Source organism: Streptomyces sp. NPDC037271, assembly GCF_055603605.1.
On record NZ_JBVJVN010000008.1, the window covers coordinates 242,217 to 256,217 of the forward strand.

Annotated in this window: 14 protein-coding genes; 13 read left to right on the forward strand and 1 reads right to left on the reverse strand. The window is 69.4% G+C overall.

Features of this window, described 5'->3' with window-relative positions:
* Positions 1-19: 19 nt before the first annotated feature.
* Complete coding sequence (locus ACZ7G3_RS17255; RefSeq protein ID WP_470926405.1) at positions 20-736, forward strand: 2'-5' RNA ligase family protein; 717 nt, start codon at positions 20-22, stop codon at positions 734-736.
* Here the strand turns inward: ACZ7G3_RS17255 and ACZ7G3_RS17260 are convergent.
* Positions 714-1,157 (reverse strand): ATP-binding protein, encoded by a 444-nt coding sequence (locus ACZ7G3_RS17260; RefSeq protein WP_470926407.1) that lies wholly within the window; start codon positions 1,155-1,157, stop codon positions 714-716. The genes ACZ7G3_RS17255 and ACZ7G3_RS17260 overlap by 23 nt on opposite strands.
* A 286-nt stretch (positions 1,158-1,443) precedes the next feature.
* Here ACZ7G3_RS17260 and ACZ7G3_RS17265 point away from each other — a divergent pair, with 286 nt between their 5' ends.
* The 12 genes from ACZ7G3_RS17265 to ACZ7G3_RS17320 all read left to right on the forward strand — a co-directional run bounded on the left by ACZ7G3_RS17265 (position 1,444) and on the right by ACZ7G3_RS17320 (position 13,967).
* Entirely contained in the window at positions 1,444-1,872 is a 429-nt protein-coding gene (locus tag ACZ7G3_RS17265; protein ID WP_470926409.1) for a DUF6415 family natural product biosynthesis protein, read from the forward strand.
* Positions 1,869-2,573: a hypothetical protein gene (locus tag ACZ7G3_RS17270; RefSeq protein WP_470926411.1), complete on the forward strand. Its 705-nt coding sequence runs from the start codon at positions 1,869-1,871 to the stop codon at positions 2,571-2,573. The genes ACZ7G3_RS17265 and ACZ7G3_RS17270 overlap by 4 nt, the downstream gene beginning before the upstream one ends.
* A 144-nt stretch (positions 2,574-2,717) precedes the next feature.
* Positions 2,718-3,836 (forward strand): radical SAM protein, encoded by a 1,119-nt coding sequence (locus ACZ7G3_RS17275; RefSeq protein ID WP_470926413.1) that lies wholly within the window; start codon positions 2,718-2,720, stop codon positions 3,834-3,836.
* Entirely contained in the window at positions 3,833-4,045 is a 213-nt protein-coding gene (locus ACZ7G3_RS17280; protein ID WP_470926415.1) for a hypothetical protein, read from the forward strand. The genes ACZ7G3_RS17275 and ACZ7G3_RS17280 overlap by 4 nt, the downstream gene beginning before the upstream one ends.
* Before the next feature lie 85 nt (positions 4,046-4,130).
* On the forward strand, positions 4,131-4,940 hold the full coding sequence (locus ACZ7G3_RS17285) for a protein kinase family protein (RefSeq protein WP_470926467.1): 810 nt from the start codon (positions 4,131-4,133) through the stop codon (positions 4,938-4,940).
* A gap of 264 nt (positions 4,941-5,204) precedes the next feature.
* Positions 5,205-5,819 carry a DUF433 domain-containing protein gene (locus ACZ7G3_RS17290; protein WP_470926417.1) on the forward strand — a complete coding sequence of 205 codons (615 nt, stop codon included), beginning with the start codon at positions 5,205-5,207 and terminating at the stop codon, positions 5,817-5,819.
* Positions 5,816-6,235 carry a PIN-like domain-containing protein gene (locus ACZ7G3_RS17295; RefSeq protein WP_470926419.1) on the forward strand — a complete coding sequence of 140 codons (420 nt, stop codon included), beginning with the start codon at positions 5,816-5,818 and terminating at the stop codon, positions 6,233-6,235. The genes ACZ7G3_RS17290 and ACZ7G3_RS17295 overlap by 4 nt, the downstream gene beginning before the upstream one ends.
* Before the next feature lie 535 nt (positions 6,236-6,770).
* The gene (locus ACZ7G3_RS17300; protein WP_470926421.1) at positions 6,771-7,676 is read left to right on the forward strand and encodes an RNA polymerase sigma factor; all 906 of its coding nucleotides are present in this window, start codon (positions 6,771-6,773) and stop codon (positions 7,674-7,676) included.
* A 460-nt stretch (positions 7,677-8,136) separates the two neighbouring features.
* A complete protein-coding gene (locus tag ACZ7G3_RS17305) occupies positions 8,137-8,997 on the forward strand; it encodes a class II glutamine amidotransferase (RefSeq protein WP_142194785.1) in 861 nt (286 codons plus the stop codon).
* 5 nt (positions 8,998-9,002) lie between these two features.
* The gene (locus ACZ7G3_RS17310) at positions 9,003-11,681 is read left to right on the forward strand and encodes a winged helix-turn-helix domain-containing protein (RefSeq protein WP_467251928.1); all 2,679 of its coding nucleotides are present in this window, start codon (positions 9,003-9,005) and stop codon (positions 11,679-11,681) included.
* Positions 11,682-11,778: 97 nt separating this feature from the next.
* On the forward strand, positions 11,779-13,416 hold the full coding sequence (locus ACZ7G3_RS17315) for an MFS transporter (RefSeq protein ID WP_470926423.1): 1,638 nt from the start codon (positions 11,779-11,781) through the stop codon (positions 13,414-13,416).
* A gap of 17 nt (positions 13,417-13,433) precedes the next feature.
* Positions 13,434-13,967, forward strand: a complete 534-nt coding sequence (locus ACZ7G3_RS17320) for a hypothetical protein (RefSeq protein ID WP_046248984.1) — start codon at positions 13,434-13,436, stop codon at positions 13,965-13,967.
* The last annotated feature ends 34 nt before the right edge of the window (positions 13,968-14,001 follow it).

Consider the following 14,001-nt stretch of genomic DNA (forward strand, 5'->3'; position numbering starts at 1 on the left):
TCACGAAGGAGTTCGCCGGGTGCCTTGGTCGCACGTCCAGCTCAGCGCCGATCCCGCAGCCTTCCCCGCCCACCCGCCGGCCGACCTGAGTGACCCGGCGGTGATCGCGGCACACGACCAGGCCGCCTTCGACGCCGTGGAGACCATGGTCGATCACTGGGACCGTCCCGGCTGGACGGCGCGGACCCGGGCGTACTACTGGATGCTCACCTTCCCCGACAGCCCAGCGCTGGCCGACCTTGCTCTTCGCTGCCAGCAACACCTCGCGCCGCTCGGCCTGGATCCTGTCCCCGACGACGGCTTGCACATCACGCTCGCACGCGTCGGTTCCGCTTCAGCGCTGCCGCTGAGCCGCCTCGATGACGTCATCAGCGCGGCGGCCCCGCTTCTCCCGGCGGCCTTCCGCCTGCGGGCGGTCCCGCTCGCAGGTTCTCGGGGTGCCGTACGCCTGACGGTCGCTCCTTGGGGCCCGGTTCTGGCGCTGCACGCCGCCCTCAGCGAGTCCATGGCCCCGTTGGGGCTGGCTCCCCGCAAGCCGATCGCGCTGTTCCGCCCGCACCTGAGCCTGGCCTACAACAGCCGGCCACGCCCCGCTGCCCCCGTCATCAAGGCCGTCACCCCGCTCCGCGGGCTTGCACCAGTTGATCTGGACGTCCGTGAGGCGCAGTTGGTGGAGCTGCGACGCGAGGACCGCGCCTATCGGTGGGACGTCGTCAAGAGCCTGCCGCTCGGCTGACCGCCGCCTTCCCGCGCGGCAGGACGACAACGACCGCCTTGCCGACGGCGGTGGTCTCCACGTACCACCGCCATGCCAGCGTCTGCACCAGCCACAGCCCGCGGCCGGACTCGGCAAGCGGATCGGCAGCCGTCTCCGACAGGTGCACACGACCATCGTCAGGCTCCGGGTCGTGGACCGCGACGACGACCTGTTTCCGATCGATTTCGATGGTCAGACAGTCGGGGCCAGCCGTCGTGTGTCGCACGGCGTTGCCCACCAGCTCGGATACGACCAGCACCGCGTCGTCCACGCACGGGACGACGCCAGCCAGCACGCTACGAACCCGGTCACGGGCCGGGCCAAGGGGCTCGCACCGACCGGCCAGGGCCACCCAGTGCGTGTGCGGACGGTGAACTGCCGGACTTGAGTCGTTCAGCATCGCGGTCGCTCTTCCGGTCGTACGAAATGGGCGTGACCCACAGGTTCCGCTTATCCGCAGCGCGTCTCCACGCCGTCCGACCGCCGCTTCTCCGCCGTCCGGACGGCGGGGAAACGGCGTAGCGACGGCGTGGAAACGCTCCTCCCGCGACGGGAGCCTCGAAGCCGATGGCCAGCCCTCTCCCGGGGCGTCCGGATCGCCGACTGCGCGTAGAGGAGATCACCGTGCCCGCCCCCGTACGAGGTACCTACCAGCTCCGCCTCGCTGTGCCAGAGGAGTCGGGGCGATGACGGCCACCACCCTCCGCCCCGGTTGGTCCCATCCCGTGCGAGCCGCCGTACCACCCTTCACCGAGGCCGGCTTGAGAAGGGTCCTGGAGAAGGTGCAGCGCTGGGCCCCGTATGTCGACGGGTTGCTGCTCGATGACGTGGCAGCCGTCCTGGACGACTACACGCCCACCGAACATGAGGTCGACGAGCACGCGCAGCGCCTTCGTGGCCACCTGATGCGACTCGTCCACCTCGCCGTGGTCTCCAAGGTGGCCGAGAGGGACGAGCAAACAGCCGGCCTCGTCGAGCGCGGGCGCACCATCCGGTCCGAGGAAGTGCCAACGGATCACCGACGTGCCGTCGGACACATCCGACGTATGGCGTGGACGCTCGACGAACTCATCGAACGCCTGGTGGCCCACCAGTGCCTTACGGAGGCGCCGTGACTTTCCCGCCCCTCCGCCTCACGTACAACCCGCGCGCTGTCGAGTCGAGAGACAAAACCCTCTCCCTGGTCCCATACATCACCCAGAGGGACGGGGAGGACGCGGCGCCGGACAACCTCGTCATCACGCGCCACTCCTCCGGCCCGCGGCTGTACTACGCGGACGAGGACCCCCGTGACCGAGACCCGCGGGGCGTGCTCTGGGCCCGGTGCGGGTGGAACCCTGTCGACGCCGAAGGCCGGACCACCGGTGAGCCGCAGTGGAAGCTTATGCACCCCCACCGGCAGATGGTGTGCATGCAGACGCTCACCTGCCAGGTCTGCACAGGTCCCGCCCGCACGCCCCTCGGCTTCATCTTTCTCGCCGGCCCCCGGGATCACGATCCAAGTCGGCCGAGCATCCTCACCAACCAGCCTCCGGTGTGCCACAGGCACACCCGTGCCGCCGCAAGGCTCTGTCCGCACCTGGAAAACGACCCGACGGTGTTCCTGGCCAGGAGCGCGCCCCTGTACGGCGTGCACGGCACTCTGTACGGCCGGGACGAGGGCGGTGTGAAGGTCATCGCACAGCCGGATGCGCCGTTGCCGTACGGCCACCCGAACATCGGGACGTTCCTCGCCTCGCAGTTGGTTCGCCGCCTCCAGTCGTTCCGCGTCGTCGGTCTCGACGAGCTGCTCAACGATCTGGCCACTGCCTCGTAGATCCCCGCGTCGGGGCCTTCCAGCCTCACCGGCCGCCCAGCCGAAGGACAGGTGGCCGGTGAGCGGGGGGGGATCCGAGGAGTACCCCCGACTCCACCTCAACACGGACCAGCCCCACCCCCTGCCAGACGACATGGAGGCAACGTGCACCAACTGCTCGCGAGTCCGTTCCTGGGCCAGTACCTCCTCCTTCGGCCCGGTCACGCGAAGGGAGTGGCCATCCCCGAGCCCCGTTTCGAGGAGCTGCGCACGGCCGTCACCGAGGGCCGGTCGGCCCCGGCCTGGCTCACCGAGGCGACCACGGCCGCATGGCAGATGCCCCTGCCCACCGGGCCACTGCGGGACACCCTCCTTGTCCGCGCACGCTCCACCTACGGGTACGCGAAGGCTTCCTGGGAGATCAACCTCGGCTGCGACCACGACTGCGGCTTCTGCTACCTCGGCGAGAAGCGGTTCGAGGGCCTGGACTGGGACGACAAGACGCGCCTGCTCACCATGCTGCGCGACGCCGGCGTCCTGTGGCTCCAGATCACCGGAGGCGAGGCCCTGATCGATCCACAGTTCGCCGCCGCGTACGAGTACGCCACCGGACTCGGGATGATGATCCAGGTCTCGACGAACGGCAGCCAGCTCCACAAAGTGAGGATGCAGGAGCTGTTCGCCCGCTTGCGGCCCTACCGACTGACGGTGAGTCTTTACGGGGCGACGGGGGAGACCTACGACGCCGTCACCCGCAACCGCGGTGCCTTCGACCGGTTCACCCGCGGTCTGGACGCCTCTCGCGCGGCGGGACTGCCCGTGCGGATCAACATCATCGTCGCCGAGGAGAACGCCCACGAGGTGGACGACATGGTCCGCCTGGTGGAAGACCGCTGGGACTTCCCGTACCAGGTCTTCACCAACATGTCCCCGACGATCGACGGAGAGGCGAAGCCGCTCGCCTCACAGGCCCAGAAGTACGTCCGCGCGCGCCGTGTCTTCACCGGCTGCAACGCCGGCCACACCTTCTTCCACGTCGACCCGCACGGCATCGCCTCGGTCTGCAAGATCGGCCGAGACCCCAGCGTGAACCTCATGAGCGAGGGCCTGACCGCCCTCCCCCGACTCGGCGGCATCGCCGAGTCCCTCCAGCTCCGCACCGGTGGATGCTCCGGCTGCTCGAAGGTCGGCACCTGCAGGACATGCCGTCCGCTGGCCAAGCTCCACCAGGAGGCGGGGGACAACCGATCGCTCTACTGCCAACACGGAGGTTACGGAGCATGACTCCCACCAGCACCACCCTGACCCGGCCCGCACCGGTCCCGGTCGCCATCGGCCTGCGCCCGCCCACAGAGGACACCGGCACCCTGCCCGTGCCCATCTCGGCGCCCCCGGTCCCTGAGGGCACGTTCCAGATCATCGGCGACCTGGACGTCGACGTCGCCGAGTCCGCCGGGTGCAGCTGCTCGGCCGGCGACGACCAGCCCTACTAGACCTGGGCTCCGCTCCGGCGCGCTGCCCCGGCCGTACGCTGGCCGGGGCAGCCCATCGTCTTCTCCGAGGAACCGCGCCGTGCCCATGATCCGCCGCCACTTCCACGACCTTCCCGTGGAGTCACGTCAGGCCATCGCCGACAAGGCGGGCCCCGTCCACGCCGCCCGCACCGCCGACGGAGGGCTGAACTCAGGCATCGCCGCCTTCATCGACACCGATCACGGCCCAGTCTTCGTCAAGGGCATCCCCACCGACCACCCACAGGCCCCGGCCCAGCGTCGAGAGGCCGCGATCAACCCACACCTCCCCCGTGCCTCCCCCCGCCTGTACTGGCACATCGAGGTGGCCGGCTGGGACCTCCTCGGATACGAGGTCCTCCCGGGGCGGCACGCCGACTACAGCCCGGGCTCCCCAGACCTGCCCCTCGTCGCTGCGGCTCTTGCAGAACTCCAGGAAACCAACGCTCCCACGGACGTTCCCATCAAGGCCGCCGAACAGCGCTGGGCCGCCTACGCCTCGCCCGGAACCGCCGCCCTCTTCTCCGGCGACACCCTCCTGCACACCGACCTCGCCCCGCACAACGTGCTCGTGGACGACAGCGCCCACATCATCGACTGGGCCTGGCCCACACGCGGCGCGGCCTGGATCGACCCCGCCATCCTCATCTTGCGACTCCTTGAAGCCGGACACACGATCGCGGAAGCGGACGCCTTTACCCGCCGCTTCCCTTCCTGGCGCACCGCACCGGCGGGGGCCAAGGAAACGTTCGCCGCCGCCAACGCTGCGGCGTGGCAGGAGATCGCCCGCGCCGACAGCGCACCGTGGAAGGCTGCGATGGCCGATCACGCGGTCGCCTTCCACACCCACCTGCGCGCGTTGCCCGGCATCAGGTAAACCCCGGGATAACTGAAAGCCCGCCGCCGATTCGCTGGCGTCGACGACGTAAGCTATCGCGCTGGTGCGTGTTCTGGATCCTGACGCACGGCCGCAGACGGCCGCTCCAACTCCGCTCCATCGTCGTATCAGCAGACGTGTACCCCGTAAGCCACTAACATTCCGGCTTCGGGCTACTTCGGGGGGCATAGTGAGTCTGTGGGAGCTCGCACCGCGGGCACGCGGTTCAATCATGGGCGCGAAACTTGCGGGAGGAGGTGAATCATGAGCTTCCCCGTGGACCTCACAGCAGCGCTCAGCGGTGCGTCGATCGCCCAGTTGCACAGTTGGCGGCGTACGCACCTGCTGGAGCCGGAGGTGCGGGAGAACCCGGTCCGCTACTCTTTCCGTGACGTGGTAGCGCTGCGCACATTCGTGTATCTACGCAGCAGACTGCCCCTGCAGCGCATCCGGAAGGCGATGGATCAGCTGCGCAAGTGGGACCTCACCGAGCACCCTGCCGCCTACAAGCTCGTCACCGAAGGTGATTCGGTCTTCCTCGTGGAGGAGGAACGGGCCATCGACCTCGTCCGCCGGCCCGGTCAAGAAGTCATCCACAGCCTGGCCAACGTCTTCGCGCCCTTCGAGAATATGCAGGGACGTGCCGTAGCAGACTTCCGCCGTCCCCGGCCGCACTTGGAAGTGAAGGAGGCCCGGCTCGGGGGTTGGCCGACCATCCAAGGAACACGCGTGCCCTACGACGCTGTCGCGAAGTTGGTCGCCGGGGGCATCCCACCTTCCGAAGTGCGTCGCTTCTACCCGACCGTCGAGGTATCCGGAGCGGCTGACGCAGCGGACTTCCACCAGGAGGTCGTGCAGATCGGTGGCCGCGCCGCATGAGATTCTTCCTGGATGAGAACGAGACGCCAGCGATCCTGCCTCCCTTGAGCACCGTCTTCTTCCATCACGAGTTCCGCACCGCCCATGACGAGGGGCTGAGCGGTGTGATGGACACGGAACTCATCCACGCAGTCAGTGGCCGCGGCTTCGACGCGATCATGACGCAGGACCGCAATCAGCTGTCGAACCGGGAAGAACGCGACGCACTGATAGAGACCGGCCTCCACTGGATTGGTCATCGTCAGCCAGAGGCCGACGGGTTGCTGTACATCGTGAACTCCACGGCCGCCTACCTTGCTGCCATGCCGCACATACTCGATGAACTCACCAGCATCTCGGACGCTCATGCCTTCCACGTGCGGAACCTGCCCTTGTTGAAGGGGCAACGTGTCTCTGTCAGCCGACTCAAGACTTGAGGCATCAGGCCCCACACGGGTGACCGCAGTTCGTGCCGGTGCACGCAAGAGCCCCTGAGTCGTTGCATGCCGGTCAGGGGGCTGATGTCGGACGCTGCCGCGAGCGGCGACGTCCGACAGGTCAGTTGCAGCAAACACACCCCGCCTGGCAGTTCTCCACCGCTGAGCACGCCGTCCGCCGGGCTCGCGAGAAAGCCAACCAGGCCATAGTGGCCATGCTTGCGCCCGCCCGCAAAAAAGTGTCACTCAAACTCCGACCCGTGTCATGAGAATGCGCCTCCCGAACCTCTCCAGTTGTGTACGGCCGCAGCCCAACGCCTGGGCGGGGCGGCCAGCGACTTCGAGGAGGTCTTCGTGGAGATCATGGGCGCGTTGTTGTCCGTCGCCGCCGTTCTGGCTCCGAGTCTCAAGGGCTGGGTAGACAGCGTGTCCTACCGAAACCGGGCACAAGCCAGGGCAGCTCTGATTCGTGCTCGCCGTGAGCAAGGAAACAGCAGCCAGGCGAGCAAGCAGAACGGGAAGCGGGGGGACGGCCGTGGCTGAGAAGTACGGCGGAGGCACCGCTGCTGATCTAGCGGCACTGTACGAAGGACACCGCCGAGAGATGGAAGGCTTTGCCCGTCGGCTACTGGCCGACGAGCGCCTGCCAGAATCCACTCTGTCCGCAGAGGACGTGGTGCAGACTGCGTTCACGAAAGCCCTCAACGCGCCGACCGGGATTCGTGATCCTCGTGCCTACCTCTACGTCGTGATACGCAACGACGTACGAGCCGCAAGTCGACAAGTCCGACGGCAGACGACCGCGACCTCGAAGGGTGCCTGGCAGGCTCAGTCGGCGGACGTACACGTCGCGGACTTCAGCGACTTGATCACCAATCGCCTGGCGGTGCATCGAGCGCTGTGTAACCTTCCGCCACAGCAGCGCACAGCTGTATGGGCGACCAAAGCCCTGGAGTACACACAAGCCGAAGCAGCCGAGATCATGCAGAAGAGGCCGGGGACGGTCGCCACCCACGTAGTACGCGCCGTAGCAGCGCTGCGAGTCCATCTGACTGCCCTGGTAGTGGTGGGCATCACGACGTTCTGCCTGGAGCGGAGCCGTGCCCTCAGGAAGATGCAGGCGCCCGCTGACAGCCCACGAGCCCCCCTGCCACAAGCGCCGTCGATCTCGACTTTGGTCTACGGGGCCCTGAGCTGCTTGCTTGTCGCCGCCTTGGCCCGCTGGGCGTTCAGCTGGTGGACACGCCGACGCCAGGCCATGGAAGAAGGCGGGACTTTTGCGCCTCGCCCCCTCACCGAGGTGGTCAGGGAAACACTCGAAGCACGCCGCTTCCGTGCAGTGCGTCCGACTCCACCACGGCGAAGGACGGCACCGGAGGAGGAACTGACGGAGGAGGAAATCCCGTCCGGGCTCACACGAACGCGCCTTCCGGACTGGTAGGCCGTCGAGCGTGAAATTCGCATACGTGGAGGGCACATCCAGGGCACATGAGTCTGGGAAACGGCGTTGACCCGTGAGAACTACCGAGGGGAGTCTTCGCAGGTCAACGTACATTTCACCAAGAAACTCCAGGTCAGCGTCCCGCCGCCCCCACTCGCTGCACGAATGACAGGACGCCGACGCCCGGGCGCATGAGGCGGAGCGTCAAGCGTGTCGCCTGGGGAACGGCCCTGAACGTGGCTTCCGGTTGACGTGCGTCGAGGGCACATCGGTAGCCGACGTCTCTATCTGTTCTGTTGAAGGGTCCTGGGCAGGACTGCCCGTCCACATGCCCTGATGGCTACCGAGAGCGATACTGGTAGCAGCTGCGGGATGACGCTTGCCGTGCGCCAGGACTGCGGGGTATGGCGTGGCTGGTCTCCGTGGTGGCACCTCCGCAGCCGCCGGAAGGAGCGTCACGATGTGCCGCTGGATCGCCTACTCGGGTACACCCGTCCTCCTCAGCCAGGTTCTGTTCCAGCCGGAGCACTCCCTGATCGACCAGAGCCTGCACTCTCGTATGGGTGTAGAGACGACCAACGGAGACGGCTTCGGTATCGGCTGGTACCCGCAGGACACGGAAATGGCCGATCCGGCGGTCCTGCGGGACGTGGGCCCGGCCTGGAACGACCGCAACCTGCAGGAAGTCGCCCACCACACGCGCTCGGGGCTGTTCTTCGGGCACATCAGGGCATCGACGGGGTCGGCGGTGCAGCAGAGCAACTGCCATCCCTTCCGGAGCGGTCGGTGGATGTGGATGCACAACGGGATGATCAGTGAGTTCCGCCGGGTCCGACGTGATCTTGCCCTGGCCGTCGATCCGGCCTTGTACGCCGACATCGAGGGCTCCACTGACTCCGAGGTGATGTTCTTCCTCGCCCTGACCTTCGGTCTGCCCGAGGACCCGCCCGGTGCGGTGGCGCGGATGGCGGGTTTTGTCGAGACGACCGCTCAGTCGCACGGCACCCGTCACCCCCTGCAGATGACCGTCGCGGTGACCGACGGCGAGCGCGTGTGGGCCTTCCGTTATTCCAGTGAAGGCCGTTCGCGATCGTTGTACGTCAGCACGAAGGTGGACGCCCTGCGCGCGCTCCACCCGGACGTGTCGTTCCTGCGGGAGCTGTCCGACGAGACCCGTCTCGTCGTGTCGGAGCCCCTGGGTGACCTGCCGGGGGCGTGGAACGAAGTGCCCGAGAGCAGCTACGGCGTCGTCCAGCCGGGCGGGGGCGTGCTCCACCGCTTCAGGCCCGAGTACCCCGAAGGGACAGGCGCGCGGGGGTGAGGAGTGTGAGCACGCCCTACGGCAGGGCTAGGGCACCGACCGACGCGGGCACCGACCCGTCAGGTGATCCGTACCTGCGCACACGGTTCGCGCTTCCCTCTCGGCCTGCCACCTTCTTGCGGCGGCAGCGGCTCGTCTCGCATCTGGATCAGGCCCTGAGCACACCGCTGACGCTGGTCAACGGGTCGGCCGGCGCCGGCAAGACGCTCCTGACGGCCGACTGGGCCGCGGGGCTGCGGCTGCCGGTCGCCTGGCTGACCGTAGAGGCCGGAGACCATCGGCCCGGGGTCTTCTGGGCCTACGTCTTCGAGTCCCTGCGCGTGTGCGGGGCGCGGGCAGCTGACGCTGCCGGGGCGCCGGCGGACTCGAGTGGCGTGGGACGCGGTCTGCTGGCATCACTCGCCGCCGAACTGAACGCCCGTGACGGCCCCGTGGTCCTCGTGCTGGACGAGTACGACCGGATGGCCGTCCCTGATGTCGCGGAACAGCTGGAGTTCGTCCTTCGCCACTCCGGGCAGGGACTGCGCCTCGTGCTTGTCACCCGCACCGAGCCACTGCTCCCGCTGCACCGCTTCCGCGCCGCCGACGAGCTGACCGAGATCCGCGGCGCCGAGTTGTCCTTCACCCCGGAGGAGGCCGGTGCGCTGCTGCGACTGCACGGGCTGCACCTTCCCGAGCCCGCCGCGTCCGCCCTGGTGGACCGCACCCGGGGCTGGGCCGCCGGGCTGCGGCTGTCCGCCCTCGCGGCCCGGGAGAGCACCGACCCCGAGCGGTATCTGAAGGAGTTCGAGGCGGACCACAGCACGGTCGCGGACTTCCTGCTGGCGGAGGTCCTCAAGGGGAGGACGGAGGAGACTCAGGACCTGCTGTTGCGGGTGAGCGTCCTGGACCGGTTCTGCCCGGACCTGGCCGACGCCCTGACGCTGCGGGCCGACGCCGAACGCCTCCTCGCCGGGCTGCACCGGGAGAACGCGTTCATCGAGCGGCTGGGGCACTCCTGGTACCGACTGCACCCGCTGTTCCGAGAGATCCTCCGGGCTCACCTGCGTGAACGCCTGCCCGGTGCGGAAGCGGAGCTGCACCTGCGAGCCGCGCGATGGCTGCGCCGTTCCGGCTTCCTCCCGGAGACGCTCGCCCACGGGGCCGCGGGCGGCGACTTCGACCTGGCCGCCGGCGCGCTCGTCGACGACCTCGCGATCGGGCAGCTCTTCACCGGCCTGCGCTCGGACGCTCTGGCCCAGCTCTTCGCCGGCATGGGGCCCGAAGCGGGGAGCCCGGCGAGCGACCTCGTGCGGGCGGCCGGCGCACTTGCCCGACGCGACCTCGACCACGGTCTGGACCGGCTGCGGCGGGCCCGGGAACAGCTCTCCGAGACCGATGACTCTCCCGGCCCGGTGGCAGCCCGGCTGAGCTGCACCCTGCTCGAGGCACTCGCAGCCCGGCTCACCGGCTGCCCTCCGCGGGCCGAGCAGGCCGCCGCGACGGCCGAGGAACTGCGCCGGGACCTGCCTGACCACCTGCTGGACGAGCATCCGGAACTGACCGCCCTGCTGATGACACACGTGGGTTCGGCCCGCGTGTGGGAAGGACGCTTCGACGACGCACGCGCCGTGCTGCGCCGTGCGGCCGGTGCCCCGGGCGGATCCGCCACCGTCCTGCCCCGAGTGGAGTCGATGGGGCACCTGGCCCTGCTCGACTATCTGAACGGTTGGCTCGGCCGGGCGGAACGCAGGGCTCTGGCCGCGGTGGCCGAGGCGGAGCGGGCGGGGCTGCCCCGGCCCCCCGGTGCGGGCCTGGGCCGGCTGGTCCTGGCCGCGGTGGCCGTGGACCGACAGGAACTGGGCCTGGCCCGGGTCCTGCTCGACGAGACGGCACGGCTTCCGGCGCGGGAGCACGACCCGGTACCGACGGCGGGTCGGGCCATGACCGTCTCACGCCTTCTGCTCGACGACGGTGAAACGGACGCCGCCGCCGAGGCTGCGGAGCCGACCGTGTCCACGGCGGTGGCGTCCCCCTGGGCGGAGAGTCAGGCGGCAGTCGTCCGCTCTGCCGCCTGCCTCACCGACGGGCGGCCGGACGAAGCCGTGCGCCTTCTCCAAGGCGTCGGTGGTGACCAACCGGTGTGCGCCGTCGAAGCGGCGGGGATCCAGGTCGCCGCGGGGCGTCCCCGCGCGGCGGCAGAACTGCTCGACGCCGTTCGCTCCGAGGGACGCACCGGCCCCGCGGTGAGCGTGGGGGCGGCGCTGGTGCGGGCCCGGGTAGCGCAGGAGTCGGGAGACACGGTCACCGCCCGCCGGCTCGTCGCACGTGCACTTCTCGACGCACGGCGCGAGCGACTGCGGCGTCCTTTCCTCCAGGCAGGAGGCTGGATCGAGCCGCTGTTGGCCGCAGCCCCGCTGCACGAGCTCGCCGAGGGCTGGCTCCCGTCCGGCCGACGACAAACGCACGGCGAGCCGGTGCAGCCCGTAGCCGACCCCGCGCTCCTGGTGCCGGTGGAACTGAGCGGACGCGAACGTGACGTGCTGCAACGGCTGGCCCGCATGATGTCCGCGGAGGAGATCGCCGCCGACCTCTACGTGTCGGTCAACACGGTGAAGACCCATCTCAAGAGCGCCTACCGGAAGCTGGCGGTGAACCGGCGCGGCGACGCCGTACGCCGGGCGCGCGACCTCGGCCTCCTGTGACCTCCCCCGCGAGGGGTGAGGCACGCGGCGCCGCCGCAGAGGTGGGATGGGAGGAACGTGCCGCAGCGCACCGGTCGACCCGGCGAGGTGAGACGACGTGAAGCACTGGCGGGCCCTGGCAGTCCTCGGTACGGCCCAGTTCCTGATGGTTCTGGACACGTCCGTGATGAACGTGTCGATCAGCCAGTTGGTCGAGGACTTCGACACGGAGGTCACCGCCATCCAGGCCGTCATCACCCTGTACGCGCTGGTCATGGCCGCTTTCATGCTCATCGGCGGCCGCTTCGGGGACATCCTGGGACGGCGGCGCATGTTCCTGACGGGACTGGCCGTCTACGGGGTCGGGTCGGCCGTGACCGCCGCGGCACCCAGCCTGTGGGTGCTCACGCTGGGCTGGTCCGTCATCGAGGGGCTCGGGGCGGCTATGGTGCTGCCGGCCATGGCCGCCCTGGTCGCGGACTCGTACCGCGGACGGGACCGCGCCATCGCCTACGCGGTCGTCGGAGGGCTCGCCGGCGCCGGGATCGCAGTCGGCCCACTGCTGGGCGGCTGGATGACGACCTACCTCACCTGGCGGCTGGTCTTCGCCGGTGAGGTACTCGTCGTGGTGGCCGTGCTGCTGTGCCGGCGGGTGATCGCGACGCCCATACCGGCCGCGAAGCGCCCCCGGCTGGACGGGGTCGGCGCGGCGCTCTCCGCCGTCGGGCTGGGACTGGGCGTACTCGGGGTGCTGCAAAGCAGCACCTGGGGCTGGGTCGACCCCCGCAACCCACCTTTCACCGTCCTGGGCTTCTCCCCCACCCTGTTCGTCATCGGTGCCGGAATCGCCGTGCTGGCCCTGTTCCGATTCTGGGAACGGCGGCGAGAGGCCCGGGGCACCGACCCTCTGGTACACCTGTCCCTGCTGGGCAGGCCCGTACTGCGGGCCGGCCTGACGACCCTGCTCAGCCAGAACCTCATCCTCCTCGGCCTGTTCTTCGCCATCCCGCTCTACCTCCAGGTGGTGCAGGGCTTCAACGCCTTCCAGACTGGGCTGCGCCTGCTGCCGGTGTCGGCCACCATGCTGGTGACCTCCCTGTGCGGGTCCGCGCTGGGGCACAGGATGGGACCGCGCCGGGTGGTGCGGCTGGCCCTGGCGATTCTGGCGGCGGCCGTCGTGTGGCTGCTCGCCACGATCGACCCGGTCATCGACGACGCCCAGTTCGCTGGGGCGATGGCCGTGCTCGGGGTGGGCGTCGGTCTGCTCGCCTCGCAGCTCGGCAACGTCGTGCAGTCCGGTGTCGGTGAGGACGAGCGCAGCGAGGCTGGAGGGCTGCAGTTCACGGCCCAGAATCTGGGCTCGTCGCTGGGCACCGCGCTCATCGGCTCGATACTGGTCGGCGCGCTGGCAGGCGCCTTCACCACCCAGGTCGCGGACGACCCCCGGCTGTCCCCGGCCGCCCGGGACGAGGTCGGGGTCCGTCTGGAAGCCGGCATCACCTTCGTCCCGACCGAGCAGGTGCGTTCCGCGGCCGAGGAAGCCGGGCTGCCGCCGTCCGAGGTCGACGCCGTGACGGACTCCTACGCCTCCGCCCAGCTGGACGGGTTGAAGGCGGCGATCCTGGCCACGGGCGGCGTCGCGCTCGCGAGCTTCCTGGTCACCTCACGTCTTCCGACCGCCCGGGCAGGCCGCCCGTCCGAACACGAACCGGGTGCCGGGAGCCGGACAACCGGGCCGTCCGGGCCGACAGGCTGAGCTCGAAGGAGACACAGGTGACCGCGGGCGAGACAGGGACAGGGCGGTCCACGGACCGGCGGGAGCGGCGGGCCGCGCACCGGGCCCACGCTGACTACACCGGCGGTGTCTACGGCTCCATGCTCGCGGCCTCCGTCGTGATCGGCGCCGGCACCCTGGGCTCGTTCCCCCGCGCCGAACTGGTTCTGCTGCTGTTGCTCACCAGCCTGGTGTTCTGGGTCGCCCACGTCCACGCCGAACTGTTCGGTGCGCGTCTGGCGCGGCGCACTCCGGACCGGCGGGTGATCCTGCGGGTGTGCCGCGAGGAGTGGCCCATCGTGAAGGCCGCAGTGCCTCCGGCCGCGGCGATCGCCGTCAGCCCCGTGCTGGGGCTGGACGTCCAGGGCACCCTGTGGCTGGCGCTGTCCGTCGCCGTCACCGGGCAGGTGGGCTGGTCCGTCGCCGCGGCACACCGCGCGGGCGCCCCGTGGCGGCTGATGGCCATCACCGCGACGGTCAACGTACTGCTCGGTCTGGCGATCGTCGCCGTCAAGATCGCAGTGACGCACTGAAAGGCACGGGTCCTGCGCCGGAGTCACCTGTACC

What these genes read in the sequence shown, in the direction of transcription:
- ACZ7G3_RS17265 (WP_470926409.1), top strand. Translation starts at nt 1,444, where the DNA reads ATGACGGCCACCACCCTCCGCCCCGGTTGGTCCCATCCCGTGCGAGCC.
- ACZ7G3_RS17280 (WP_470926415.1), top strand. Translation starts at nt 3,833, where the DNA reads ATGACTCCCACCAGCACCACCCTGACCCGGCCCGCACCGGTCCCGGTC.
- ACZ7G3_RS17285 (WP_470926467.1), top strand. Translation starts at nt 4,131, where the DNA reads ATGATCCGCCGCCACTTCCACGACCTTCCCGTGGAGTCACGTCAGGCC.
- ACZ7G3_RS17260 (WP_470926407.1), bottom strand. Translation starts at nt 1,157, where the DNA reads ATGCTGAACGACTCAAGTCCGGCAGTTCACCGTCCGCACACGCACTGG.
- ACZ7G3_RS17295 (WP_470926419.1), top strand. Translation starts at nt 5,816, where the DNA reads ATGAGATTCTTCCTGGATGAGAACGAGACGCCAGCGATCCTGCCTCCC.
- ACZ7G3_RS17290 (WP_470926417.1), top strand. Translation starts at nt 5,205, where the DNA reads ATGAGCTTCCCCGTGGACCTCACAGCAGCGCTCAGCGGTGCGTCGATC.
- ACZ7G3_RS17305 (WP_142194785.1), top strand. Translation starts at nt 8,137, where the DNA reads ATGTGCCGCTGGATCGCCTACTCGGGTACACCCGTCCTCCTCAGCCAG.